This is a genomic window from uncultured Stenotrophomonas sp., assembly GCF_963519125.1.
In the GTDB taxonomy this organism is placed as follows: domain Bacteria; phylum Pseudomonadota; class Gammaproteobacteria; order Xanthomonadales; family Xanthomonadaceae; genus Stenotrophomonas.
This window is the reverse complement of record NZ_CAUQLJ010000008.1, coordinates 117,356-141,317: the sequence shown is the minus strand read 5'-3', so window position 1 is coordinate 141,317 and position 23,962 is coordinate 117,356. Positions and strand designations below refer to the sequence as shown.

General features: G+C 66.5%; 17 protein-coding genes. 7 read left to right on the top strand and 10 right to left on the bottom strand.

The features are described 5' to 3' along the window. The first annotated feature begins 219 nt into the window (after window positions 1–219). Both RYM47_RS08940 and RYM47_RS08935 read left to right on the top strand, forming a co-directional pair. A complete protein-coding gene (locus tag RYM47_RS08940) occupies window positions 220–3,189 on the top strand; it encodes a TonB-dependent receptor (protein ID WP_315387307.1) in 2,970 nt (989 codons plus the stop codon). A gap of 95 nt (window positions 3,190–3,284) precedes the next feature. Next, window positions 3,285–5,315, top strand: a complete 2,031-nt coding sequence (locus tag RYM47_RS08935; RefSeq protein WP_315387306.1) for a prolyl oligopeptidase family serine peptidase — start codon at window positions 3,285–3,287, stop codon at window positions 5,313–5,315. 82 nt (window positions 5,316–5,397) lie between these two features. Here RYM47_RS08935 and RYM47_RS08930 read toward each other — a convergent pair whose 3' ends face one another. Next, complete coding sequence (locus tag RYM47_RS08930) at window positions 5,398–6,993, bottom strand: NAD(P)/FAD-dependent oxidoreductase (protein WP_315387304.1); 1,596 nt, start codon at window positions 6,991–6,993, stop codon at window positions 5,398–5,400. Window positions 6,994–7,186: 193 nt separating this feature from the next. On the opposite strand from RYM47_RS08930, the gene RYM47_RS08925 reads away from it, so the two are divergent. Then, window positions 7,187–9,301: a M13-type metalloendopeptidase gene (locus RYM47_RS08925; protein ID WP_315387384.1), complete on the top strand. Its 2,115-nt coding sequence runs from the start codon at window positions 7,187–7,189 to the stop codon at window positions 9,299–9,301. A 222-nt stretch (window positions 9,302–9,523) separates the two neighbouring features. Then, entirely contained in the window at window positions 9,524–11,530 is a 2,007-nt protein-coding gene (locus RYM47_RS08920) for a M13 family metallopeptidase (RefSeq protein WP_315387303.1), read from the top strand. An 84-nt stretch (window positions 11,531–11,614) separates the two neighbouring features. Here the strand turns inward: RYM47_RS08920 and RYM47_RS08915 are convergent, their stop codons facing one another. The 6 genes from RYM47_RS08915 to RYM47_RS08890 form a co-directional block, all read right to left on the bottom strand. Next, window positions 11,615–13,270, bottom strand: coding sequence for a DUF4166 domain-containing protein (locus RYM47_RS08915; RefSeq protein ID WP_315387302.1), 1,656 nt, complete (start codon window positions 13,268–13,270; stop codon window positions 11,615–11,617). A gap of 25 nt (window positions 13,271–13,295) precedes the next feature. Further along, window positions 13,296–13,964 carry a rhomboid family intramembrane serine protease gene (locus RYM47_RS08910; protein WP_315387301.1) on the bottom strand — a complete coding sequence of 223 codons (669 nt, stop codon included), beginning with the start codon at window positions 13,962–13,964 and terminating at the stop codon, window positions 13,296–13,298. Between the two features lie 34 nt (window positions 13,965–13,998). Further along, window positions 13,999–14,370, bottom strand: coding sequence for an MGMT family protein (locus RYM47_RS08905; RefSeq protein WP_315387299.1), 372 nt, complete (start codon window positions 14,368–14,370; stop codon window positions 13,999–14,001). Window positions 14,371–14,383: 13 nt separating this feature from the next. Continuing rightward, a complete protein-coding gene (gene gorA, locus RYM47_RS08900; protein ID WP_315387297.1) occupies window positions 14,384–15,739 on the bottom strand; it encodes a glutathione-disulfide reductase in 1,356 nt (451 codons plus the stop codon). A gap of 59 nt (window positions 15,740–15,798) precedes the next feature. Next, window positions 15,799–17,016 carry a DUF418 domain-containing protein gene (locus RYM47_RS08895; protein WP_315387295.1) on the bottom strand — a complete coding sequence of 406 codons (1,218 nt, stop codon included), beginning with the start codon at window positions 17,014–17,016 and terminating at the stop codon, window positions 15,799–15,801. Window positions 17,017–17,104: 88 nt separating this feature from the next. Beyond that, window positions 17,105–17,584, bottom strand: coding sequence for a peptidylprolyl isomerase (locus tag RYM47_RS08890; protein ID WP_315387294.1), 480 nt, complete (start codon window positions 17,582–17,584; stop codon window positions 17,105–17,107). Between the two features lie 117 nt (window positions 17,585–17,701). Between RYM47_RS08890 and RYM47_RS08885 the strand changes: the two genes are divergently transcribed. The 3 genes from RYM47_RS08885 to RYM47_RS08875 all read left to right on the top strand — a co-directional run bounded on the left by RYM47_RS08885 (window position 17,702) and on the right by RYM47_RS08875 (window position 20,727). Next, a complete protein-coding gene (locus tag RYM47_RS08885; protein WP_315387292.1) occupies window positions 17,702–18,235 on the top strand; it encodes a C40 family peptidase in 534 nt (177 codons plus the stop codon). A 146-nt stretch (window positions 18,236–18,381) separates the two neighbouring features. Continuing rightward, window positions 18,382–19,146: a C40 family peptidase gene (locus tag RYM47_RS08880; protein WP_315387383.1), complete on the top strand. Its 765-nt coding sequence runs from the start codon at window positions 18,382–18,384 to the stop codon at window positions 19,144–19,146. 243 nt (window positions 19,147–19,389) lie between these two features. Further along, a complete protein-coding gene (locus RYM47_RS08875) occupies window positions 19,390–20,727 on the top strand; it encodes a sigma-54 dependent transcriptional regulator (RefSeq protein WP_315387290.1) in 1,338 nt (445 codons plus the stop codon). Window positions 20,728–20,991: 264 nt separating this feature from the next. Here the strand turns inward: RYM47_RS08875 and RYM47_RS08870 are convergent, their stop codons facing one another. From RYM47_RS08870 to RYM47_RS08860, 3 genes are read right to left on the bottom strand one after another with little or no spacing between them, the layout of a single operon-like run. Beyond that, the gene (locus RYM47_RS08870) at window positions 20,992–22,302 is read right to left on the bottom strand and encodes a transporter (RefSeq protein WP_315387288.1); all 1,311 of its coding nucleotides are present in this window, start codon (window positions 22,300–22,302) and stop codon (window positions 20,992–20,994) included. A 42-nt stretch (window positions 22,303–22,344) separates the two neighbouring features. Then, window positions 22,345–23,238, bottom strand: coding sequence for a hypothetical protein (locus RYM47_RS08865; protein WP_315387287.1), 894 nt, complete (start codon window positions 23,236–23,238; stop codon window positions 22,345–22,347). Between the two features lie 8 nt (window positions 23,239–23,246). Further along, window positions 23,247–23,948 (bottom strand): C39 family peptidase, encoded by a 702-nt coding sequence (locus tag RYM47_RS08860; RefSeq protein WP_315387285.1) that lies wholly within the window; start codon window positions 23,946–23,948, stop codon window positions 23,247–23,249. Between the last annotated feature and the right edge of the window lie 14 nt (window positions 23,949–23,962).

The window sequence follows — 23,962 nt, the reverse complement described above, 5'->3', positions numbered from 1 at the left end:
AGAACGAAAGCGGCGCTTTGCCTAACTTGTCTTTATGACCTCTTGATGAACAGTTGACAGCTCGCGTTAAGGCCGTGTTAACCTCGAATCATCAGCTCGTGAAGCTGGTCAGACAGGGGGCAGTCAGCTGCCAAGACCTGATTCGAGGGCACACGGAGACGCCTGCTGGTCCATGTCACCGGTGTTTGACGCAATCGATCGTTCCAAGGGGATCCACACATGATGAATCGCAAGTCGCTCAGCCGGAATCCGCTGAGCTTCGCCCTGGCCACCGCCATGGTGTTCGCGGCGGCACCGGCGTTCGCGCAGGACAGCAGCGCAACCCAGACGGCCGAAGAAGCCGCCAAGAGCGCTTCCACCACCACCTTCGACACTGTGACCGTGACCGGTTCGCGCATCGCCAAGGACACCTTCAATTCGGTGTCGCCGGTGCAGGTCGTGACCCGCCAGGAAACCCTGCTGGCCGGCTTCAACTCGACCACCGCCGCGCTGCAGAGCACCGCCGTGACCGCCGGTTCGTCGCAGATCAACAATGCGTACGGCGGCTACGTCACCGACGGCGGCCCGGGCGCCAATACCCTGGGCCTGCGCGGCCTCGGCCCGACCCGTACCCTGATCCTGATGAACGGCCGCCGCATTTCGCCGGCTGGTGCGCGCGGTGCGGTCGGCTCGACCGACCTGAACGTGCTGCCGAACGCCATCGTCGACCGCATCGAAATCCTGAAGGACGGCGCCTCGTCGATCTACGGTTCCGACGCTGTTGCCGGCGTCATCAACATCATCACCAAGAACAAGGTCGATGGTTTCAGCTTCGAAGCGCAGCACAACGCCACCGACGGCGGGGGCGGCGACGAACGCCGCTACTCGATCGTGTTCGGCAACACTGGCGAACGTTCGCATTTCTCGGGTTCGTACGAGTACTACACCCGTAACGAACTGACCCTGCGCGACCGCGAGTGGACCCGCTGCGCCACCGACAAGTACCGCGATATCGACGCGGGCGACTACTGGGGCAGCGGCGACTTCATCGATCCGCTGACCGGCAAGTCCAAGTGCTACACGCTGGACGCAGGTGGCGTGACCATCAACACCATCGGCACCAACACCCGCACCGGCGTGGCCGCGCCGGGCACCACCGGCACGCGCTTCAACCGCTGGCGTCCGAATGCCGCCGTCACCACCGGCCTGGTCGGCTATGAAGGCGTCAACACCTGGTCGCGCGACACCTTCGACGACGCGATGCTGAACCAGTCGCTGATCTCGCCCGCCGACACCCACACCCTGTACTTCCAGGGCGGCTTCGACACCGGCGTGCTGGGTGATGCCGAGCTGTACTACGAGTTCCTGGGCAACAAGCGCAAGTCGACCCAGACCGGCTACCGCCAGCTGTCGCTGGACTACGCCGTGGGCAGCCCGCTGATCCCGGCCAACCTGCGCGACAGTGTTGCCGGCTCGGCCACCAACCTGACCAATGGCCAGCCGATGGGCGTGCGCGCCTTCATTGGCTTCGGCAATGACCAGAGCAAGCAGAACGTCGACTTCCTGCGCTTCAACGCTGGCCTGCGTGGCCACCTGGGCTCGGAATGGAATTACGACTTCAATGCGATGCATTCGAAGAGCGACGCCGACTACACCTTCCAGAGCTTCCTGACCAGCCGCCTGGCGCAGAGCCTGAACGTGGTGTCCAACGGTGCAGGCGGCTACTCCTGCGTCGACCCGTCCAACGGCTGCGTCGCAGCGCCGGCGCTGAACAGCAACACCATCGGTGGCCGCCTGCCGCAGGACTGGAAGAACTGGGTGTTCGTGCCGGTCACCGGCAACACCGTGTATGAAGAGTCGACCTTCAACTTCAACGTCAACGGTCCGCTGTTCGACATGCCCTACGGCTCGGCCGGTGGCGCCTTCGGCGTGGAATACCGTCGTGCCAAGATCGACGACACCCCGTCGCCGTACTCGATCGACCAGGACCTGTTCAACCTGACCGCTTCTGCCCCGACCCGCGGCAAGGACTCGGTGTTCGAAGCGTACGGCGAACTGGAACTGCCGCTGCTCTCCGGCGTCACCGGCGCCGAAGAACTGACCATGAACGTGTCCGGTCGTTACACCGACTACGACTCGTACGGTTCGGATGAAACCTACAAGATCGGCGGCCTGTGGACCCCGGTGAAGTGGCTGTCGTTCCGCGCCTCCTACGGCACCTCCTACCGCGCTCCGGCGCTGTTCGAACAGTTCCTCGGTGGCACCACCGGCTTCCTGTCCGCCGCGGCCGATCCGTGCGACACCTACATCGAAGCCAGCCCGAACTCGATGCGCTACATCAACTGCGCCTCGCAGGGCTTCGACCCGGAGTTCATCCAGACCTCCGGCGTGACCGTCATCACCCAGGGCGGCGCGGAAACCGGCCTGTCGGCTGAGACCTCCAAGGCCAAGACCGCCGGTATCGTGCTGCAGCCGGAGCTGGGCGCGTTCGGCGACCTGTCCGCGGCGATCGACTACTTCGACATCAAGGTCGAGAACGGCGTGCGTGATGCCGGCGGTGCAGCGATCCTGACCAACTGCTACAACAGCTCGGCCGCCGATTTCGCGGCAGGCAACGGCGTCTGCCGCCTGATCTCGCGCAACCCGGACAACAACGCACTGACCGTGACCAACGGCTTCATCAACGTGGCTACCGAGCACGTGCGTGGCGTCGACTTCACCCTGCGTTATGTCCGCGATGTCGGCCCGGGTGAACTGCGTTCCACCCTGCAGGTCACCCACTACATCGAGCAGACCGACCAGCTGTTCCCGGAAGATCCGAAGGTCGACTCGGTGGGCATGATCCGTTCGCCGCAGAACACCGCCACCCTGGATCTGGCCTACAAGTGGAAGAACTGGCAGGTCCGTTACGGCCTGGACTGGATCGACAAGACCGACAGCTACGACTACTACGAGGAAAACAACCCGGGCCTGTTCGATCCGGCGACCTCGCAGTACAAGCTGTACACGCCCAACTACTTCCTGCAGGCCCTCTCGGTGCAGTACGACGCCGACAAGTGGTCGGTCACCGGTGGCGTACGCAACCTGGCCGACAAGGCGCCGCCGACCATTTCGCAGGGTGTGTACAACACCGTCGGCAATGCCCCGCTGTACAGTGGCTATGACTACTTCGGTCGCAGCTACTTCATGAACGTCAGCTACAACTTCTGATAGCGCTTCACGAGCCGCCGCCCTTCGGGGCGGCGGTTTCGTTTCCGGCGCTGGTAAACCGGTGGCCGGCCCGTACCACGAACAGAGGTCAATGAATGAAACGGATTCTTCTCCTGGCCGCGTTGGCCAGTGCTTCTTCCCTGCTGCATGCCGCGCCGGTGGCACCCACCATCGAACAGATGGCCGCGTTCCCGGCCGTTTCCAGCCTGACCCTGTCGCCCGACGGCAAGCAGATCGCTGGGCTCCGCGCCGACGGTGAAGAGCGCAACATCGTGGTCTGGGACACCAACGCATTGAACAAGGCGCCGACCGTGATCGGCGCCGGGCGCATGAAGTTCCAGAGTGTGAGCTTCATCAAGAACGGCCTGCTGGCGGTCACACTGTGGCAGCCGTACGACCTGCGCACGGACCGGATCAACAAAACCTTCATCAGCAAGTTCCTGATCACCGACACCGAAGGCAAGCAGTGGAAGGAACCGATCTCCCTGCCGCGCGCCACCAGCCGCAACGAGGAGCTGGAACAGGCGCTTTCCAATTCGACGGTACTCGACACCCTGCCCAACGACCCGGATCACATCCTGGTGGTCAACGGGTCGGGGAGCAACTCCGGTGACGTGTACAAGGTCAACCTGCGCAGCTTTACGTCCCAGCGCATCCAGAAAACCGAAGAGCGCGTGGCCGGCTATGTGACCGACCTCAACAGCGAGCTGCGCGCACGCCTGCGCCAGGACGTGGATGGCACCGGCGCGTACGTCGCCACCGAGTTCCGCAACCCGGCCACCAACACCTGGGAAGAGCACTTCCGCTCGTACGTGAAGGATCGCGACGTCACCCAGGTGGTCGGCTTCGCCGATGACCCGAACATCGCCTTCATCCAGAGCAACGTCGGCCGCGACAAGACCATCATCTACGAATACGACATCAACGCCCGCAAGCAGAAGGAAGTGTTGTTCGAGCACAAGTTCTTCAACGCCGGCAGCGTTGTGATGAACCGCTACAGGAACGTGGAGGGCGTGCCGTTTGGTGCCCTGCTCGGGGTGGGCTACAGCGGTCCGCGCGAGAACGAAATCCAGTGGACCAATCCGGCCTTCAAGTCGCTGGAACAGGGCCTGCGCCAGGCGCTGGGCATCCAGTCCAGCACGGTGAACCTGGTTGACCCGGCCACCGGCCAGCACGCCACCACCCAGCTCGACGGCGGCAAGTCCATCCGCCTGCTGGACTACAGCGCCGACCTCAAGACCTTCCTGGTCTCGGTCTCCGGCCCGTCCAACCCGCCGGTCTACTACCTGTTCAACAACGGTCAGCTGACCGAGCTGGCCAAGACCTACCCCCAGATCGACCCTGCCGCGCTGGGCACCACCAAGCTGGTGTACTACAAGGCCCGCGATGGCCTGGACATCCCGGCCTTCCTGACCACCCCGAACACCGAGCTGTGCGGTGCCGGCCCGTGGAAGGCGGTGGTGCATCCGCATGGCGGCCCCTGGGCACGCGACGGCATGGATTTCGACGGTTCGATGTGGGTGCCGCTGATGGCCTCGCGCTGCATGGCGGTGCTGCGCCCGCAATTCCGCGGTTCGGCCGACTGGAGCCGCAAGCTTTGGATGGCCGGCGACGCCGAGTGGGGCCAGAAGATGCAGGATGACAAGGACGATGGCGCCAAGTGGATGATCGATCAGAAGATCGCCCAGCCCGGCCACATCGCCATGTTCGGCTTCTCCTATGGCGGCTATTCGGCCTTTGCCGCGTCCGTTCGCCCCAATGGCCTGTACAAGTGCGCCATTGCCGGTGCCGGCGTGTCGGACATCAAGAAGATCTGGTCGCGGTTCTACACCAACCCGTTCTTCCGCCAGGCCCAGGCCAAGACCGTGGACGGCCTGAATCCGCTGGACAAGGCCGGCGAGATGAAGATCCCGCTGATGGTCTACCACGGCGACCGCGACCGCACCGTGCCGATCGAACAGTCCGAATGGTTCGTGGCCAAGGCCAAGTCCTCTGGCCAACCGGTCGAATACCACGCCATCGCCGACTACGCGCACGGCCCGGCCTGGACCCGCGCCATCATGGGCGACCAGCTCAAGCTGATCGACGATTACCTCGGCAAGGGTTGCGGCGGCGGCGGGCTTTAAGGCGCCGGTTGGTACCCGTGGGACACGCGTGGCGTGTCCTCGCGGACCCAACATCGGCCACCTTCGGGTGGCCGATGTCATTTCAGCCCGAGAGAATCACCTTCGCCGCATTGTGCCCGGGCGCACCGGTCACCCCACCACCGGGATGCGTGCCCGCCCCGCACAGATACAACCCGGGCAGCGCCCCGCGATAGTCCGCCTGCCCCAACATCGGCCGCGCACTGAACAACTGGTTGAGGCTCAGCGCGCCATGGAAGATGTCGCCGCCGATCAGGCCGAACGTCCGCTCCAGGTCGAGCGGGCTCAGCACCTGCCGCCCCAGCACCAGATCGGCAAACCCGGGCGCGTGCTTGTCCACGGTGGCGATCATCAGGTCCGCCACTTCTTCGCGATGCTCATCCCAGCTGCGCCCACCCGGCAGCACCGGTGCCACGTGCTGGCAGAACAGGCTTGCTACATGCTGCCCGGGCGGTGACAACGAGTCGTCCAGGGTGCTGGGAATCAGCATTTCCACGATCGGATCGCGCGACCAGCCGAACTGGCGCGCGTCGGTGTAGGCGCGCTCCATGTACGCCAGGCTCGGCGCAATGATGATACCGGCGGTGAGGTGGTCCCCTGCCCCGGGCAATACGCTGAACGACGGCAGCGCCGACAGCGCCACGTTCATGCGGAAGGTGCCGGATGCGCAGCGCCAGTTGGCCATGCGTTCGCGCGTGGCGATCGGCACCTGGTCCGGCGCGAACAGCTGTTCGTACAGCAGCTTCGGGTTGACGTTGGCGACGACTGCACGCGCGTGGATCACCTCGCCCTGCAGGGTTTCCACTCCGACGGCACGGCCGTGTTCGACCAGCACCCGCGCCACCCCGCAGTCGGTGCGTATCTCCGCACCGGCAGCGATGGCAGACCGCGCCATCGCCTGGGTGATCGCACCCATGCCGCCGATGGCGTGGCCCCAGGCGCCCTTGACCCCGTTGCTCTCGCCGAACGCGTGGTGCAGCAACACATACGCAGTCCCTGCTGCCTCCGGGCTGGCGTAGTTGCCGACGATGCCATCGAAACCGAACAGCGCCTTGATCGGTTCGCTGTCGAACCAGCGGTCCAGGTATTCCGCTGCGGAAATGGTGAACAGGTCCAGCAGTTCCTGGCGGAGCGCGGGCGGCAGCCCATGCAGGCGTCGGCCGAGCTGCCCGGCCTGCCACAACGCCGGCAGCTGGGTCAGCCAATGACCATCACCCACGTTCGGCGGCGCCTGCAGCGCAAGGTCGCGCAGCACATCGGCAAAGGCTTCCAGTCGCCGTTCGAACGCCGGCAGGCGCTCGGCGTCGCGCGCGGAGAAGCGCGCGACCTCGGATTGGGTCAGCCCGGCACCAGCCAGCAGGTAGTCGCCCTGCAGCGGCAGGAAGTTGTTGATCCGGCGGGGAACCACGCGCAGACCATGGTCGGCCAGTGCCAGCTCCTGGATGATGCGCGGCTGCAGCAGCGACACCGTATAAGAGGCCACCGAGTTGCGGAACCCGGGGTGGAATTCCTCGGTGACCGCCGCGCCACCGACCACGCCCCGCCGCTCCATCACCAGCACGCGGCGCCCGGCCCGGGCCAGGTAGGCCGCGCAGACCAGGCCGTTGTGCCCGCCGCCAATGATGACCGCATCCCACCCACGCGCGTTGGAAGTGCCCATGGACGGTTGTATACACCGGCGCGCGGCGACTTGTCCTGCGGTAGCAGCCTTGTGAAGACCTCTCACGCGGTGGCGGCTTGCCTTCGGCCATGACCTTCGACACCCTTGCAGGCTGGTCCAGCGGCGTATCGTCTGGCCCACGGCCCCGGTGGGGCCATCCTGAAAGATTCTTCGGCCCGGAGGCCAACACGTGATCTCTCGCACTCCCAAAATGATTCTGCTGACCCTGGCCGTTTCGGCCGCGCTGGTCGGCTGCGGCAAGAACGAAGCACCGGCTACGGACAGCGCGGCCTCCACCGCCACCCCGACCGCCGCTGCCCCGGCCGCCACCGAGTTCAAGCTCGACGAAAGCAAGCTGCCGGCCTACAACGCCTTCCATCCGTCCGACCTGGACAAGAGCCTGGACGCCTGCACCGCGTTCGGCGACTACGTGAACAGCAAGTGGCTGGCCGCCAATGAAATCCCGGGCGACCGCACCAGCTGGGGCGCCTTCACCATCCTGGACGAGCGTTCGGTCGCCGTGCAGCACCAGCTCGCCGAACAGGTCGCGGCGGTGAAGAACCCGACCGGCATCGAAAAGATCGTCGGCGACTTCTGGGCCACCGGCATGGACGAGGCCAAGATCAACGCGCAGGGCATCGAGCCGATCAAGGCCGACCTGGCCGCGATTGACGGCCTGCAGGACAAGGACGCCATCGCCAACTACCTGCGCACCAGCGCGGCCAAGGGCGAGAACGTGCTGTTCGGCTTCGGTCCGGAAGCGGACTTCAAGAACTCCTCGCAGAACATCGCCTACGCCAGCCAGGGCGGCCTGGGCCTGCCCGACACCACCTACTACACCGACGCCAAGAACGCCGACAAGCTCAAGGCCTACCAGGCGCACGTGGCCAAGGTGCTGGAACTTTCCGGCGCGACCGCTGAAGACGCCGCCAAGCAGGCTGCGGACGTGGTCAAGTTCGAAACCCGCCTGGCCAAGGCCTCCAAGTCGAGCGAGCAGCTCTCGCGCGACGTGTCGCTGTACTACAACCCGGTCAGCGTTGCCGACGCCGACAAGCTCACCCCGAACTTCAGCTGGACCGAATTCTTCAAGGCGCAGGGCATCGTTGCGCCGGAGAAGTTCTCGCTGGCCATTCCGAGCTTCCACCAGGAAGTGAGCAAGGCGCTGGGCGACACCGACCCGTCGGTGTGGCGTTCCTACCTGCGCTTCCGCACCATCGACGGCGCCTCGCCGTACCTGTCCGACGCCTTCGCCGACCAGAACTTCCAGTTCTACGGTAAGACCCTCAACGGCCAGAAGGAAATGAAGCCGCGTTGGAAGCGCGTGCTGGGCACCATCGAAAACGATGCCGGCGAAGCGTTCGGCCAGCTGTACGTCAAGGTCGCCTTCTCGCCCGAATCCAAGGCCAAGATGGAAGAGCTGGTCAAGAACCTGGCCGCCTCCCTCAAGGAGCGCATCCAGGGCCTGACCTGGATGAGCGATGAAACCAAGGCCAAGGCCATCGCCAAGTGGGAAACCTTCACCCCGAAGATCGGTTACCCGGACAAGTGGCGTGACTGGGCGGGCCTGCAGACCCAGCGCGACAGCTACCTGGGCAATGTGCGCGCGGCCAGCGAGTTCAACTACAAGTTCAACCTGTCCAAGATCGGCAAGCCGGTGGACAAGACCGAGTGGGGCATGACCCCGCAGACGGTCAACGCCTACTACAACCCGCTGCAGAACGAGATCGTGTTCCCGGCCGCCATCCTGCAGCCGCCGTTCTTCGACCCGAAGGCCGACGACGCGCTGAACTACGGCGGCATCGGTGCGGTGATCGGCCACGAAATGACCCACGGTTACGACGACCAGGGCGCACGCTTCGGGCCGACCGGCAACATGGAAGACTGGTGGACCGCCGCTGACAAGAAGAACTTCGAAGGCCTCACCGGCAAGCTGGTCAAGCAGTTCGACCAGTACAAGGTCGACGGCCAGGCCGTGAACGGCCACCTGACCCTGGGCGAGAACATCGCCGACCTGGGTGGCCTGGCTACCGCCTACGACGCGCTGCAGAAGGCCTCCGCCGGCAAGGAAGATGCAAAGGTCGATGGCTTCACCCGTGACCAGCGCTTCTTCTTCAACTGGGCTACCGTGTGGCGCACCAAGTACACCCCGGAAAACGCCAAGGTCCGCCTCGCGACCGACCCGCACGCGCCGGCGCAGTTCCGCGCCATGGGGGCGCCGTCGAACCTGCCGACCTTCGCCGCGGCATTCCAGTGCAAGGCCGGTTCGCCGATGGCCCGCACTGGCGAGCAGCAGGTGGTGATCTGGTAAGCCACGGCTGACGCCAAGGCAGACCTGCAGAGGCCCGGGAATTCCCGGGCCTTTGTTTTTCTGGGGTGTCTTTCATCCACGCATGGCGTGGATCTACTGATCCCGGCGCTCCCCGGTAGCTGCCGACCTTGGTCGGCGAATGCACCGCGACGCGTGCATGCCGCGTCGATGCCCGGCTTGCTATAGTGCGCGCGCCCTCAATCCATCACGGATTCGTTCCACATGCCCAACTTCCGTCCGCTTGCCATCGCCCTGGGCATCAGCCTGGCGACCCTGGTCCCGACCCACGACGCGTTCGCTGCCAAGAAAAAGGCCGCGCGTGCCCCGGCTGTCAGTGCCCAGTGCAGCGACTTCTATGACGCCACCAATGCAGGCTGGCTGAAGGCCAACCCGGTGCCGCAGACCGGCGCCACCACCGCGCTGGGCCAGCTGGTCGACCGCAGCCGCCAGCAGCAGCGTGAACTGCTCGACGCCGCGATGAAAGCGCCGCAGGGCAACGTGCAGAAACTGCTGGGTGACTTCTGGGCCAGCGGCCTGGACGAAGCTGCCGTGGAAGCAGACGGCTCCAACCCGATCGCCCCGCTGCTGACCCGCATCAATGCCATCAAGAAGGCCAAGGATGTGCCGGCGTCGATCGCCGCACTGCACCAGGTCGGCATCCCGGTGGCATTCAACTTCGGCCCGGACGTCGATCTGAAGGCGCTGGACCGTCACATCGGCTACTTCATGCAGGGCGGCATGGGCCTGCCGGACCCGGCGTTCTATACCCGCACCGACGCCGACACCGTGGCGTTGATGGGCCGCTACCGCAACTACGTCAAGCAGATCCTGGCGCTGACCGGCACCCCGGCGGCCAAGCTGGATGCCGAGTCGCAGGCGGTGATCGCGCTGGAAACCGAGCTGGCACGCAATGCGCAGTCGCTGGCCGGCATCAACAACCCGTTCAACAACTACGCGCCGATCTCCACCAAGGAGCTCAACAGCCGTTACCGCAACCTGCAGCTGGACGCCTTCCTGAAGGCGCAGGGCGTCAATGACGACCTGGTCTCGCTGTCCGACCCGGCGCTGTTCAAGACGCTCGACGGCATGGTCACCCGGATCAAGCCGGAGCAGTGGAAGGCCTACCTGCGCTGGCGCGTGGGCGATGCGATGGCGCCGTACCTGTCCAAGGCCTACCGCGACGCCGAATTCGAATTCCGCGGCCGCGTGATCCGTGGCGAAACCATCGCCCCGGCGCGCTGGGAGCAGGTGCTGGACGCGATCAACGTGGCCGCCGGCCCGATGGTGGGCCGCGAATACGCGGCGCGCCACCTGTCGGCCGAAGACCGCCGCCAGGCCGCGGTGATCGCCGACCAGATCCGCGAAACCCAGATCGAAGCGGTCAAGGCCAACAGCTGGCTGAGCGCCGAAGCCAAGACCGAAGCGCAGGCCAAGCTGGCCGCGATGAAGATCGAGATCGGCACCCCGCTGCGCGACCTGGACTACAGCGTGCAGCCGATGGGCCGCGGCAGCTTCGGCAGCAACATGCTGATCGCCTCGACCTGGCGCCACCGCGAAGAAATGAAGCGGATCGGCAAGGGCAACGCCGACCGTCGCTGGGACGTGCTGCCGCAGCAGCCGGCGCTCGCGTACGACATCGCGCAGAACCGCCTGATCGTGACCGCCGCCGCGCTGCAGGGTCCGATCTTCAACGCCAAGGCCGATACCGCCGACAAGTACGGCAGCTACGGCGCGCTGGTGGCGCATGAGCTGACCCGTGCGATCGACGCCAAGGGCTCGCTGGTGGATGCCAAGGGCGAGCTGCGCAGCTGGTGGACGCCGGCCGACAAGACCGCCTGGAACCTGCTGGGCAACCGCGTGGCCGCGCAGTTCAGCGGCTACGAGTTCCCCGGCGTCAAGGGTGCCAAGGTCAACGGCGAACTGACCCGCGAAGAAAACCTGGCCGACCTGGCCGGGCTGGAACTGGCGTGGGCCGCCTACAACGCCGTGGAGCCGGGCGCCAAGCCGGCCACCCAGCAGGGATTCTTCCGCGCCTGGGCTGCCCTGTGGCCTCAGCAGCTGTCGCCGAACGAAGCCGCGCAGCGTCTGACCTCGGACACCATGGCGCCGGGCAAGTGGCGCACCAATGGTCCGCTGTCGAACCTGCCGTCGTTCGGTGCCACCTACAGCTGCAAGCCGGGCCAGCCGATGCAGCGCGTGGAAGGCGACCAGATCAAGGTCTGGCGCTGACCGCAACGCCATGGCGCCGGGCTCTGCCCGGCTGCACCATGAAAAAAGCCGCGATCATGATCGCGGCTTTTTTTGTTCTGCGTTTCAATCCGGCAACAACGCCCCCCGATACGCCACGATCAATCCGACGATCGGCGCGGCGATCTCCACGTCGAACACGAAGCGCCCCTCCACCTCGGTTTCAAACGTCGTGCCCTTCGGCAGCAGCGCGTTCGGCAGGGGAATGCCCAGGCACGACCAGCGGCGCGGCACCAGCGTGAGCCGGTCGCCGTCCACCACCAGTGCCAGGGCGACGTCGATCGCACCGAACCGCTCGACCAGCAACGCGTCGTTTCGTCCTGCCCCACGACGCTGCCACGACGTGAAGCGCCTGCCCGCGAAGCTGCGTGTCCAGCGTTCCCCGCCGCGCTCCGGCGTAAAGGCGACCGTTACCGGCACCTGTTCTGCCGCCTTCGGGAATCCGATCACCGCCGCCACCAGCCGCGACAACAGCCCCGTACCGCGCCGGATCCGGGCCACGCCGCTCCACTGCCGTGCGCCGGTCGCCTCATGCAGCGCCTGCACCTGCGGTGGCAGCGCATCGAAGGCGCTGCCGAGGACCTGCCGGTACAGGCTGGCGGTGGGATCGTCGTGGCGGAACCCGGTGTGGATGTCGCGGCCGGCGAACAGCGTCTGGTAGTCGGCCAGTTCCAATGCGTGCGTGGCCGGGCGTGCGCCGTCAGCTGGGCGGGAGCCCGCCAGCAGCTTGCGCACCACCGCTTCGATCGCCATCGACGGAATGTACGGGCCGTCGTCGCCCTCGGCGAGCAGGTGCCAGCTCAGGGTGGTTTCGACCCCGTCGCGCAGGCCGCGCGCGCGCACGTACATGCCGCCGCGATGGTCGCCAAATTTCATCAGGTTGAGCACGCGGTAGAAGAGCGGCGACAACGGCTCCAGCGAGGGCAGCTTGAACCGGGCACGCGCACGGGCAAGCAGGTTCAGCACCCGGTGCAGCGCCTCCGGCACCGGACCGGCGCCCATCCAGATGTCGGTCAGGGAAGGATGCTCGGGCGGAATGACCTGGAGGTCCGGTACTTCCACCAGCGAGAAATGCAGGTTGCGCAACGGCAGGCGGCCCGGAACGGCGACGGTGAAACGGCGCGTCTCCGCCAGTCCCACTCCATGCCCGGGGGCGCCACCGCGCTGCAGCTTCACCGGTGCGCCGGCATACCCCACCACGGCCCGCATCACGTTCAGTCCGATGCCCGCGTATGGCGAAGGCGCGATGCCACCATCCACCGATACCAGCGTAATGCGCTGCGCCATTTCGCGCAGGACAGCGGCAGTAAGTACCGGAAAGCTGCTGACGCCGGATAGGACGAAAATGCCTGCCGCCTTCGCCTCCGCATCGAACCGGGCCACACCGAAAACAAAGTCGGCGGCGTCGGCAAAATCGAGATAGTCGATGCGCAGCGCGATACAGGCTTCGACCACGTTGTATTTGCGGTCGCCATAGTCCTGGAAAGGCCCGGACGCATCCACCACTAGATCCGGTCGCTCGGCCTGCAGGACGCCCTCGATGTCACGCCGGTCCACCGCCAGAGGGCGAACCAGCGGCGCGCCGCGGTAGTCCGCGCAGAAACGCTGCGCAGCGACCAGGCTGCGCCCGCAGATCAGCAGCTCCAAGCCGGGCAGGTCCGACAGCAGGCGTGCAAGTCGGCCACCGAACACCCCGTAACCGCCGAGGATCAGAATTTTCATGGGTGTGCCATCCCTGGCGTTGATGTCAGACGCTGCGCAGGTGGTTGGGTCGCTTCGGTCCGCCCGGCGGGCGCCGCTTGAATGGCGGTTGGCCGCGCCAGTAGCGGATCAGCAGCCAGCCGAACAGCATGCCGCCCAGGTGCGCGAAATGGGCCACGCCCGGCTGCCAGCCGGTGGCGCCGAGCACCAGTTCCATTACGCCGAACACGATCACGAAGGTGCGTGCCTTCATCGGAATGGGCGGGAACAGCAGCATCACGCGCTGGTTTGGGAACAGCATGCCGTAGGCCAGCAACAGGCCGAACACGCCACCGGAGGCACCGAGCACGGTGGCCGGGTCGGTCAGCATCGCGCCGACCAGCAGCTGGCACAGGCCGGCGCCGGCGACGCAGACCAGGTAATAGGTGAGGAAGCGCTTTTCGCCCCAGGTCTGCTCCAGCGGCGCGCCGAACATGAAGAGCGCCAGCATGTTGAAGAACAGGTGGCCGAAGCTGCCATGCAGGAAGCCATAGGTGAGCAGCTGCCACGGCTGGAAGTTGCCACCCGGCGAGAACGGATCGAAGTCACCGCGCAGCGGTTGCAGCATGAACGGCTCGAAGGTGCCGTTGCCGAGCAGGAAGGGCTGCTGCAGCAGGAACAGCACGATGTTGGCGATCAACAGTGCCTTGGTAACGGTGGGCAGTCGCGGAAACATGGGGGCATCCTTTGGAACCGGGCCCATCATAACGTCAGGTCGGGCCCCACACCGCAGCATCCAGGTCGTCTTCGGCCCGGGACATGTGCTTGACCCGGCCGCGCTCCATCACCACACCCTCGGCGCGCAGCCGCTGGTTCTGCTCGCGCCAGCCGCGCGAGCCTTCCGGCATGGCAATCCGTCCGTCCGAACGCAGCACCCGGTGCCAGGGCAGGTCGGGGTCGTCGTTCATGCCCAGCACCCGCGCGGTCAGCCGGGCCCGACCCGGCAGGCCGGCCTCGGCCGCGACCTGGCCGTAGCCCATCACCTGGCCGCGGGGAATCGCGCGGATCACCGCCAGGATCCGCGCACGCGCCTGTGCTGCGGCATCGGTCGCGTCGTCGGCACCGGGCTTCGACTTTTTCATGTGCAGCGCCTCCTCAGCGCATCAGCACGATTTCTTCGGACGAAGTCGGATGGATGGCCACCGTGTCATCCAGCTGCGCCTTGGTCACGCCCATTTTCACCGCCACGGCAAAGCCCTGCAGGATCTCGTCGGCGGCTTCGCCGAGCAGGTGCACGCCGACCACGCGCTCGTCTTCGCCTACGCACACCAGCTTGAACAGGCTGCGCTGGGAGCCGTCGGCCAGTGCCTGGGCCATCGGCCGGAAATTGGTGCAGTACACGCGCACGTCGCCGTGGCGCTCGCGCGCCTCCTGCTCGGTCAGGCCTACCGCACCGAGCGCCGGGTGCGAGAAGACCACGCTGGCGATGTTCTCGTAGTCCATTTTCGCCTGCGGCTTGCCACCGAACAGGCGGTCCATCAGCTTGCGCGCAGCCGCTATCGCCACCGGAGTCAGTCCGACCTTGCCGGCGATGTCGCCGACCGCGTGCACGCTGGGCACTGCGGTGGTCTGCCAGTCGTCGACCTCCACTTCGCCCTTCTCGCCCACCACGATCCCCAGCGCTTCCAAACCCAGTCCGGCACTGTTGCCACGTCGGCCGGTGGCGAAGAACAGCTGGTCGAAACGCGGTTCCGTCGGGCCGTCGTGGCCATACGCAATGACGTCGTCGCCATCGCGGCGCAGCTCACGCAGGCGGTAATTGAAGTGCAGCTGCACGCCGTGGTGGCGCAGGTTCTCGCCAAGCTGCGCGGTCAATTCGGCATCGAAGCGTTCGAGCAGGCGCTCGCCTCGCACCAGCAGCGTGACCCGGCTGCCCAGCGCCTGCAGCAAGCCCGCCAGCTCGACCGCGATGTAACCCCCACCGACGATCGCCACGCGCTCCGGTGCGCTGCACAGATTGAAGAAATCGTCGGACACCGAGCCCAGTTCGGCACCGGGAATGTCCGGGCGCTGCGGGTGCGCGCCGGTGGCCAGCAGGATGTGCTCGCCGCTGATCCGGATGCCGTCGCTGCATTCCACCGTGTGTGCGTCGATCAGCCGGCCCCTGCGCGGCACGCGCACTACGCCGGTGTCGTTCAGGCGCTTGAGGTAACTGGCATGGATGTTGGCGATATAGCCCTGGCGGTGCACCACCAGTTCCTTCCAATCCAGCGTGGGCCGGGTGGGGACGTCGAAGCCCATTGCCGCCGCAAGCGTCACCCGGCTGGACAGGTCGGCAGCCAGCCACATTGCCTTCTTCGGCACGCAGCCGACGTTGACGCAGGTGCCGCCGAGTTCACCCGGTTCCAGCATCGCCACCCGCTTGCCGTGCTGCGCGGCGCGGAACGCGGCAGCCAGTCCACCGGAGCCGCCGCCGAGCACGATCAGGTCGTAATCAAAGTGCGTAGTCATGGGCGCAAGCATGCCACGCCCGCCTGCGCCTCAGGCGTGAGGATGCGGCAAATTGCGTCTCACCGCCGCAACGCTGGCCAGCGTCCGTAGGTCATCGCACGCCACACCCATTCCAGCGGGCCGAAGCGGAAGTGGCGCAGCCACACATGGCTGAGCAGCACCTGCAGCGCGAACAGCGCCAGCGCGAAGGGAACCTGCCAGACGCGTGGCAGCGTTTCGAACGCGCCCAGCCCATAGCCGTAGAACAGCCAGGTGCAGACCAGCGACTGCAGGATGTACTGGGTCAGTGCCATGCGCCCCATCGGCGCCAGCACGCGCAGGCGCTGGTGCCAGTGCACGATCCACGCCAGGTAGCCCAGGCACATCAACAGGCTCGCCAGCGACGACAGCGCGTAGGCCGCACCCGTGGTCGGGGTGAAGGTACCCGGTGCCAGATACGGCACCCAGAGGGCGCTTAGCAGCATCAACCCCAGCCCGACCGGCAACGCGACGAGGCGAAGCCTGCGGTACAACCGTTCGAAGCGATCCGGCTCGGCCAGCGCGCCACTGCGCGCGAACCAGCTACCCAGCAGGAACATGCCCAGCACTTCCGGGCCGATGATGAGGGCGCCAGACAGGGCGGTACCCAGATCGCTGGCACGTTGCGCCACGGCTTGCGCAAAGGTGCCATGACCATAGGCCTGCCGCTGCAGCTCAACGGTGTGCTGGCCCTGGGCGATGGCGCTGGCCATGCTGCCGCCTTCGCCCTGCGCCTGCGCGGCCAGGCCGACCACGGCGCCCAGCAGCAGCATCATGGCGGCCGCGCACAGATAGGTAAGCACCCCCATGGCCGGCAGCCAGCGCTGCGGCGCTTCGCGGGTGGCCAGCAGCGGCAGCGAAACCAGCGCGTAGATCACCAAGATGTCGCCGGACCAGACCAGCAGCGCATGGCACAGACCGATGGCCAGCAGGCCAGCACTGCGGCGCAGGTAGAACGGGGTGAAGTCGCGACGCGCGGCTTCGGCACGCTGCGCCATGATCGCAAAGCCGGCGCCGAACAGCAGCGAGAAGAGGGTGAAGAACTTGCCCTGCACCAGCACGTACACCGCTGCGTCGACCCAGTAGTCCAGGCCGGTCCAGTGCGGGTCGATCCCGGTGAAGGCCAGGTCCAGCGGACCGCTCAGCGCTTCCATGTTCATCAACAGGATGCCGAGCAGCGCGACCCCGCGCAGGATGTCGATGACTTCAATGCGGTCGCCACCGGCCAAGGGCTGCAGCGACTGGGTGGCAGGCTTCACAGGCGACTCGCGAATGGGGCGGACAGTATGGGGCAGACACGCAACGACCCGCCGAAGCGGGCCGTCGGTCTTACGCGGTAGCCTGCACTCAGTGCTGGTGGCCGCCGTCGCCGTGCACGTGGCCGTGCTCGATTTCTTCCGGGCTGGCTTCGCGGACATCCACGATCTCCACCGAGAAGTGCAGGTCCTTGCCGGCCATCGGATGGTTCAGGTCGACGTCGACCACGCTCATGCCGACCTTCTGCACCGTCACTGCGCGCGGGCCGAAGTTGGTCTGCAGCACGACCTGGGCGCCCGGGATCAGCTTGGTGTTGCCGAAGTGCTTCTTGGGCACGCGCTGGGTCAGGCCTTCGCGGCGCTCGCCATAGGCATCGGCCGCCTTGACGTCGACCTCGAAGGTCGCGCCGGCTTCCTTGTCCATCATGGCGTTTTCCAGGCCCGGAATGATGTTGCCGTGGCCGATCAGGATCGCCAGCGGGTCACGGTCCTTCGAGCTTTCGATCGGCTCCTGGCCCTGCTCGGCAACGGTGTAGTGGAAGCGGACGACGCGGTCTTTTTCGATCTTCATGCGGGAACTCTTGTTCTGAGGCTGCCAGGGCAGACGGGTGGGACGGGTTGTCGCCCGCCGGATACGCCGCCATCATGACGGCCTTCTGAGGTCGCGCATTATCCGGACATCACGCACATGACGCCAGTTCCGCGCCTGATCGGCCCGTTCGCCCGGGTTGCCGCCCTGCTCTGCCTGGCCCTGCTGGCCGCCTGCGGCGGTGGCAGGACCACCCGCCCGAGCGCGCCGACGGCCTCCACCCAGGCCTGGCCGACGGTGATACCGAACGATCCGCAGGCGGCCAATGCCGTGCTGATACGCGCGATCGGACTGGTCGGCACGCCCTACCGCTACGGTGGCAACACGCCGGAGTCGGGCTTCGACTGCAGCGGGCTGGTCGCTTATGTGTACCGGGAAATGCTCGACCTGAAGCTTCCGCGCACGTCGCGCGACCTGGCCGCCGTGCAGGGCCCGAAAATCGACCCGCAGCGGCTGGCACCGGGCGACCTGGTGTTCTTCGGCGACCGCGGCAACGTGTTCCACGTCGGCATCTATGTAGGTGAAGGTCGCTTCGTCCACGCGCCGAGCACCGGCGGAACGGTGCGGCTGGACTCGCTGGCCGGGACGTACTGGAAGCAGCACTACACGGGAGCGAAACGCGTACTTCACTGAAATGAATGGGGCAAAGGTGTAAAAATGTGACTTGAATCACGTTGTTCTTAACGAACATTTAACGGAATTTGTACCAAATCACACGACTTACACGGCATCATCACCCATCGTTTTTATTCAGTGACCGCCGCGTGACGACAGCCGACCTGACGTGCCAAGGCCAGACCGCCACTTTCCGGCGCACTGCCCGCCCCGCTCTTCTCGCTTTCGCCCTCTGCCTGGCCAGTGTTCCGGCCTGGGCCCAGACCGCACCGACGACCGTCGTCGATGCCGTGCCGGTTGCCGTTGCCGCCGTCGCCGAAGCACCCTCCGCCGCCAAGCCGAAGGCTGAAGCGCCGGCCCGCAGCAAGGCCGATGCCGCTGCCAGCGCCACCCTCGCCGCCCTGCTGCCGCACCTGGCCGCCAACGACACCATTCCGCTGATGGACCGCTCGGCGATGTTCGCCGGCGACCTGAGCCGCCTGCTGGCCAACTACGATGCCAGCACCGGCGCCAACGGCGCCGTGGTCGGCGGTGAGGCCGACAACGGCAAGGTCCAGTCGCTGCTGCGCCGCGCGATGACCCTGCTGGGCACGCCGTACCGCTGGGGCGGCACGTCGCCGGACAGCGGTTTCGACTGCAGCGGCCTGGTGGGCTATGTGTTCAAGACCGCGCTGGGCATCGAGCTGCCGCGTGTGTCGCGCGAAATGGCCCACGATGGCGAAGCGCAGCTGATCAATGACCGCAACGCGCTGGCCGCGGGCGACCTGGTGTTCTTCGGCCGCAAGGGCCGGGTCGACCACGTCGGCATCTACGTGGGCGAAGGCCGCTTCCTGCACGCCCCCAGCACCGGCAAGGACGTCCGCGTGGACAGCCTGGTCTCGGGCTACTGGGGCGGCAAGTTCATGCAGGCCCGCCGCGTCGAGCTCTGAGCCGACCCGACTGACCCGCCTGCCGTGAAGGCCGCTGCCCTGCAGCGGCCTTTTTCGTTGGGGCCGCCGGTGGCCGGTGTGGGCGGCAACCGGCGTTGTCCCTACTGTCGTTCGAGCAAATCGCTTTGCACGCGACCAGTCCCGGCCGGGGTCGGCAGGGTCTGTTGATCCCGGTGGGGGGCGGCCCGCCGGGGCGCGCCGACCAGTAGACACCGCCCGGGATGTTTTCCTCAAAGGTGACGCATGGCGGCAGTCCCTGAATTTCCGGCCCGGTGTGTAATCTGGTTTGGGCACCCCCACGCGGCCGAGCGGGCCGCCCTTGCAGCGGAAGGTTGGCAGGTCCGCGGGGTCGCGAGCGACCAGTGCGTGTCGATCGGCATGCGCAGCAACGACCTGGTGGTCGGGTTGCTGGACCTGCGCGGCGCGCCCCCCCGTAACCTTGATCATCTGCAGGGCCTGCTGGAGCAGCATCGGCACATGCGGCTGCTGGCGATCCTGCCGGCCGGTCTACTGCCGGCCGATACGGTGCTGCAGGCGCTGGTGGCCTGCTGCGTGGAGACCTGGACGGCGCCGCTGGACGTAACCGGGCTGGTGCTGCGGCTGCAGCAGCTGGCCGATGGCGATGCGGCGGGGCAGTCTGCCGGTGCGCAGGCGCTGGTGGGCGACAGCGCGGTCCTGCAGGTGGCACGGGCGGCGCTGCGCAAGTTCGCGCCGGTGGAGCTGCCGGTGCTGATCACCGGGGAAACGGGTACGGGCAAGGAGCTGGCGGCGCAGGCGCTGCATGCGCTGTCGCCGCGCCATGGGCGTCCGTTCCTGGCGGTGAACTGCGGTGCGATTCCGGCGGCATTGGTGCAGTCGGAACTGTTCGGGCACGAGCGCGGGGCCTTCACGGGAGCGGCGACGCGGCGCCTGGGATTGTTCGAGACGGCGACGGGCGGGACGGTGTTCCTGGACGAGATCGGGGACCTGCCGCTGGACGCGCAGACCAATCTGCTGCGGGTGCTGCAGGAGGGCACGATCGAGCGGGTGGGCAGCAACCATCCGGTGTCGGTGGATGTACGGGTTGTGGCGGCGACGCATGTGGACCTGGAGCTGGCGGTGGAGCGCGGGCAGTTCCGCCGCGATCTGTTCTACCGGCTCAATGTGCTGCGTCTGCCGATGCCGCCGCTGCGTGAGCGCGGGACGGACATCCTGTTGCTGGCGGAGCATTTCCTGGCGAGCTTCCGCCGCCGGCATGTGACGCGGGCGCGGGGGTTCAGCACGGAGGCGGCGCGGGCGCTGCAGCGTTTCAACTGGCCGGGCAATGTGCGCGAGCTGTTGAACCGGGTGCAGCGCGCGGCGATCGTGAGCGAGGCGGAACTGATCAGCGTGGCCGATCTGGAGCTGCTGCCGCCGCAGGTGGAGATGCCGCAGCGGATGCTGCACGACGCACGCCAGGCGGCGGAGCGGGATGCGTTGTTGCAGGCCCTGCGCGACAACGCGTTCAACATTACGGCGTGTGCTCGGACCATGCAGGTTTCTCGCGTTACGGTTTATCGGCTGTGCCGCAAGCACCAGTTGGCTCTGCCTGAGTTGCGTTGAAAGCAAAAGCCCTACTCGTCGGGGTCCGCCTGGCTTGGGCCGGCGGGGGTGGGTTTGTGGGGGACGCCGTAAACCCATCCATGGGGGCTAAGTCGCCGCATCCATGCGGCTCATTCCCCCACAAACCCACCCCCGCCGACCCTCCGATAGCGCGTCGGTCAGTCATTCAAACGCGGTAGAGCCGGGCTCTGCCCGGCTCCTCGGTAACGTCGGTAACGTCGGGGGATGTCGGCAACCGCGTAGTGACACGCCACGCGTGTCAGCTCACAGCATGTAAGGAACCTTGAACGCCAACGTGAAATCTGGCGCATCCGGCGTCAGCCCAATCCCCAGCAAACTCACCAGCGTCGTCCTCTGGTTCAACGCATACGTAATGCCCAGATTCAACGTCGCTGCATTCGCATCGCTCCCCACGATCTTCACCCACTGCCCGCCCTGGAACCGGGTGGATGCGCGTGCGCTGAGCTTGTCGCTGAAGGAAATACTCAGGCTGGTGCGTTCGTTGAAGGCGAACGCCACACCTGCACCGAAGTAGTACGAGCCGCCCAGCTTCACATCGCCCGGGTTGATGGTGTCGGGGTTGGCGTCGAGGTCGTCGAAGCTGCGTTCGAAAGAGTGGATGTAGCCGATGTTGGCGAACAGGATCGCCGGGTCGGCGGTCTTGACGGCGGAGAGGCCGACGTTGGCCTGCCAGACGCCGTTGCCGGTGGGCTGTTCGGCGGGAACCGCGAAGCGGATGAAGTCGTCGTCGTCGCGCTGCAACACCTTCCAGTCCAGCCCGTAGGGCTCGCGGCCGGTGGGTGCGGTAGCGCCCACGGTCAGCACGGTTTCGGGCCAGCGCCCCTGTTCGGAGAAAAGCTTGTAGTTCGCGCTGACGCTGACGTCGCCAATGCCGTTGCCGGTGGTTTCTTCCTGGGCGATGGCCGCGGCCGCGCCGCCGGCGCCGCCCTTCTGGAACACGGTCTTGCGGGCCAGGTAGGGAACGTCGAGGTTCAATGCCAGGCGCGGGGTGAGGCCCCAGCGGGCGGCAAGGTTGTACGTCAGGGTGTCGGACTCGACGTTTTCGATGGCGATGTTGCCCAGGAAGATCGCGTCGAGCGCGAGGAAGCCGTTGAGGGTGAGCTGCTTGCGGTCGTACCGCGCGTAGGTGAGGCTGTTTTCCAGGGTGAAGCGACGGGTGAACAGCGTGGAGGTCTGCTGTTTGACGTCGTCGACGCTGCGCCGTGAGGCCTGTTTGGCCTCCTGTGCTTCGGAGGCGGTGCTGGCATAGCCGTCACCGCTGGGCGGTGCGGCCGGCGCGCTGGACGGCTGCGGCGCGGCGGGCGCGGCGCCGGCCAGCGGCGCGGTCTTGCCGCTCAGGCGGGCCTGCATGGCCTGCACCTGCATGTCCAGTTCGCGCAGCCTGCGCACTTCCTGGGCGTAGTTGGCCTTGAGCAGTTCCAGTTGCTGGATGAGTGCCTTGACGTCGGCTTCGTCGGTCGGCGTGGCCGGGGCGTTCTGCGCGCCTGCGCTGGCCGATGCCATCAGTGCCAGCGCCGCCAGCGCCAGCGGGGTTCTACGTATCGAGGTGTGCATGTCCCTGCCCTGAGTTCTGTGTCGTTCCCCCACCGGCCAGGGTTACTGGCCGGGCCCCATGCCAACACCGCGCACCAGGTTCATCGCCTGGGCTACGTTCTGTTTCAACGATGCACCACTGGCCAGCGTCTGCCGGACCAGGTCGATCTGCATGCGGTTGCGGACCGCCTGTCCGTCGCTGCTGATCGCGATGCTCTGTCCGACGCTGCCGTTGCGGATCCACTGCTGGACCTGGCCCACGCCCTGGATGTCCAGCTTCACGCTGGCGCTGTTGCCGTCCTGCTGGGCCACGGCGCTGACGCCGCCCTGCTGCGCGGTTGCCTGTTGGGCGGGCGCCTGCTGTGCGGCAACCTGCTCGACACTCGCCGGCTGTGCAGCGGGCTGCTGGACCGTGGCCTCCTGCGTGGCCGCCTGCGCGACCGCCGGCTGCGCTGCGGGCGTTTCGGTAGCGGGCGGCGCACTGCCGTCACGCACGTTCAACTGAGTCGAGTTGCTGGCCACGTTGCTGTCGCCGGCAACCTGCACGCTCTGGTTGAGGCCCGCTACGTTCTGCAGGCCGCTGGAGTCGACGTTGCGTCCCGGCGTAACCGGCATCGGGGCGTCGGCCGCGGTGACAGTGACGCTGGGAGCAAACGTGACCTTCGGGGTGCTGGTGCTGTTGCGGAAGTCCATCCCCAGGGTCAGCGCGGCCTGCGCCGACTGGTTGCCGGCCTGCCACTGCGAAATCATGGTCACGCCGAACCAGGCCACGGAGTTGCCGTTGACCGTGTAGCGGCCGCGCATCAGATTGAGTTCCGGATCGGGGATCTCGTTCAATCCCTTGCCGGGGCGCCCCTGCTCTGCCTTCGGCGCGTCGGCGGCGTTGGCCGCGTAGGTCGGGGAGATGCCTGCCAGGGCAAGCAGCAGTGCAGCGGGCGTCCATGGTGCGATGTTCATGTTGCCTCCTAGAACAGATCGGCGTGGGCAAAACCGAAGTCGACCAGTTCCGCGTCGGTGATCGGCCCCTGCCGGGCATACAGCGAACGTGCGCTGGGCCGTTCGCCGGGCTGCAGCAGCACGGTGTTGCGGTCGAAATCGCTACCGATCACGACGAACACGGCGCGCGACGGCCATGACTCGAGAAATTCGTTGAGGGGGATGCTGCGGTTGCCCAGGATCGGGTCGGCCACGTCCACCACGTCGTCACGGACCTGCTTGAGGACCACGAAGTGGCGGAAACCGCGTACATCCATCAACACCAGTCCGGGGATGCGCATTGAACGCAGGCGGTTCTCGTCGACGCGGTAACCGCGCCCGCGCATGCCCAGGGATTCCACGTACCGCTTGATGTCCAGCAGCGAGAAACCACGCTGGTGGACCAGTTCGGGGTCGGAGACCCCCATCATGCCTTCGATCACCGTGCCTTCGTCCGCGTCCAGGTGGTAGGCGTAACGCAGGATCGTGGCCAGTGCGGCCGCGCCGCAGCTGTAATCGGTGTGTTGGCGCACCATGTTGCGGAAGCGCCGTTCCTGCATGCTCTCCACCTTCTGGGTGAACACCGCGCCGTTGGGCAGCACGCCGCTGAAGGCCACGTCACCGGCGCGTGCAGCGCCTGCAGGCAACAGCAGCAGCGACATCAGGCAGCAAAGGGCTCGGGTCGACCACATCGGCGAAGGCTCCG

Bases quoted from the DNA above. Each gene is read 5' to 3' on its own strand.
- RYM47_RS08865 (WP_315387287.1), bottom strand. From the start codon at position 23,238: ATGAACATCGCACCATGGACGCCCGCTGCACTGCTGCTTGCCCTGGCA.
- RYM47_RS08910 (WP_315387301.1), bottom strand. From the start codon at position 13,964: ATGTTTCCGCGACTGCCCACCGTTACCAAGGCACTGTTGATCGCCAAC.
- RYM47_RS08920 (WP_315387303.1), top strand. From the start codon at position 9,524: ATGCCCAACTTCCGTCCGCTTGCCATCGCCCTGGGCATCAGCCTGGCG.
- RYM47_RS08930 (WP_315387304.1), bottom strand. From the start codon at position 6,993: ATGGGCACTTCCAACGCGCGTGGGTGGGATGCGGTCATCATTGGCGGC.
- RYM47_RS08905 (WP_315387299.1), bottom strand. From the start codon at position 14,370: ATGAAAAAGTCGAAGCCCGGTGCCGACGACGCGACCGATGCCGCAGCA.
- RYM47_RS08870 (WP_315387288.1), bottom strand. From the start codon at position 22,302: ATGCACACCTCGATACGTAGAACCCCGCTGGCGCTGGCGGCGCTGGCA.
- RYM47_RS08935 (WP_315387306.1), top strand. From the start codon at position 3,285: ATGAAACGGATTCTTCTCCTGGCCGCGTTGGCCAGTGCTTCTTCCCTG.
- RYM47_RS08885 (WP_315387292.1), top strand. From the start codon at position 17,702: ATGACGCCAGTTCCGCGCCTGATCGGCCCGTTCGCCCGGGTTGCCGCC.
- RYM47_RS08915 (WP_315387302.1), bottom strand. From the start codon at position 13,270: ATGAAAATTCTGATCCTCGGCGGTTACGGGGTGTTCGGTGGCCGACTT.
- RYM47_RS08940 (WP_315387307.1), top strand. From the start codon at position 220: ATGATGAATCGCAAGTCGCTCAGCCGGAATCCGCTGAGCTTCGCCCTG.
- RYM47_RS08875 (WP_315387290.1), top strand. From the start codon at position 19,390: ATGGCGGCAGTCCCTGAATTTCCGGCCCGGTGTGTAATCTGGTTTGGG.
- RYM47_RS08860 (WP_315387285.1), bottom strand. From the start codon at position 23,948: ATGTGGTCGACCCGAGCCCTTTGCTGCCTGATGTCGCTGCTGCTGTTG.
- RYM47_RS08890 (WP_315387294.1), bottom strand. From the start codon at position 17,584: ATGAAGATCGAAAAAGACCGCGTCGTCCGCTTCCACTACACCGTTGCC.
- gorA (WP_315387297.1), bottom strand. From the start codon at position 15,739: ATGACTACGCACTTTGATTACGACCTGATCGTGCTCGGCGGCGGCTCC.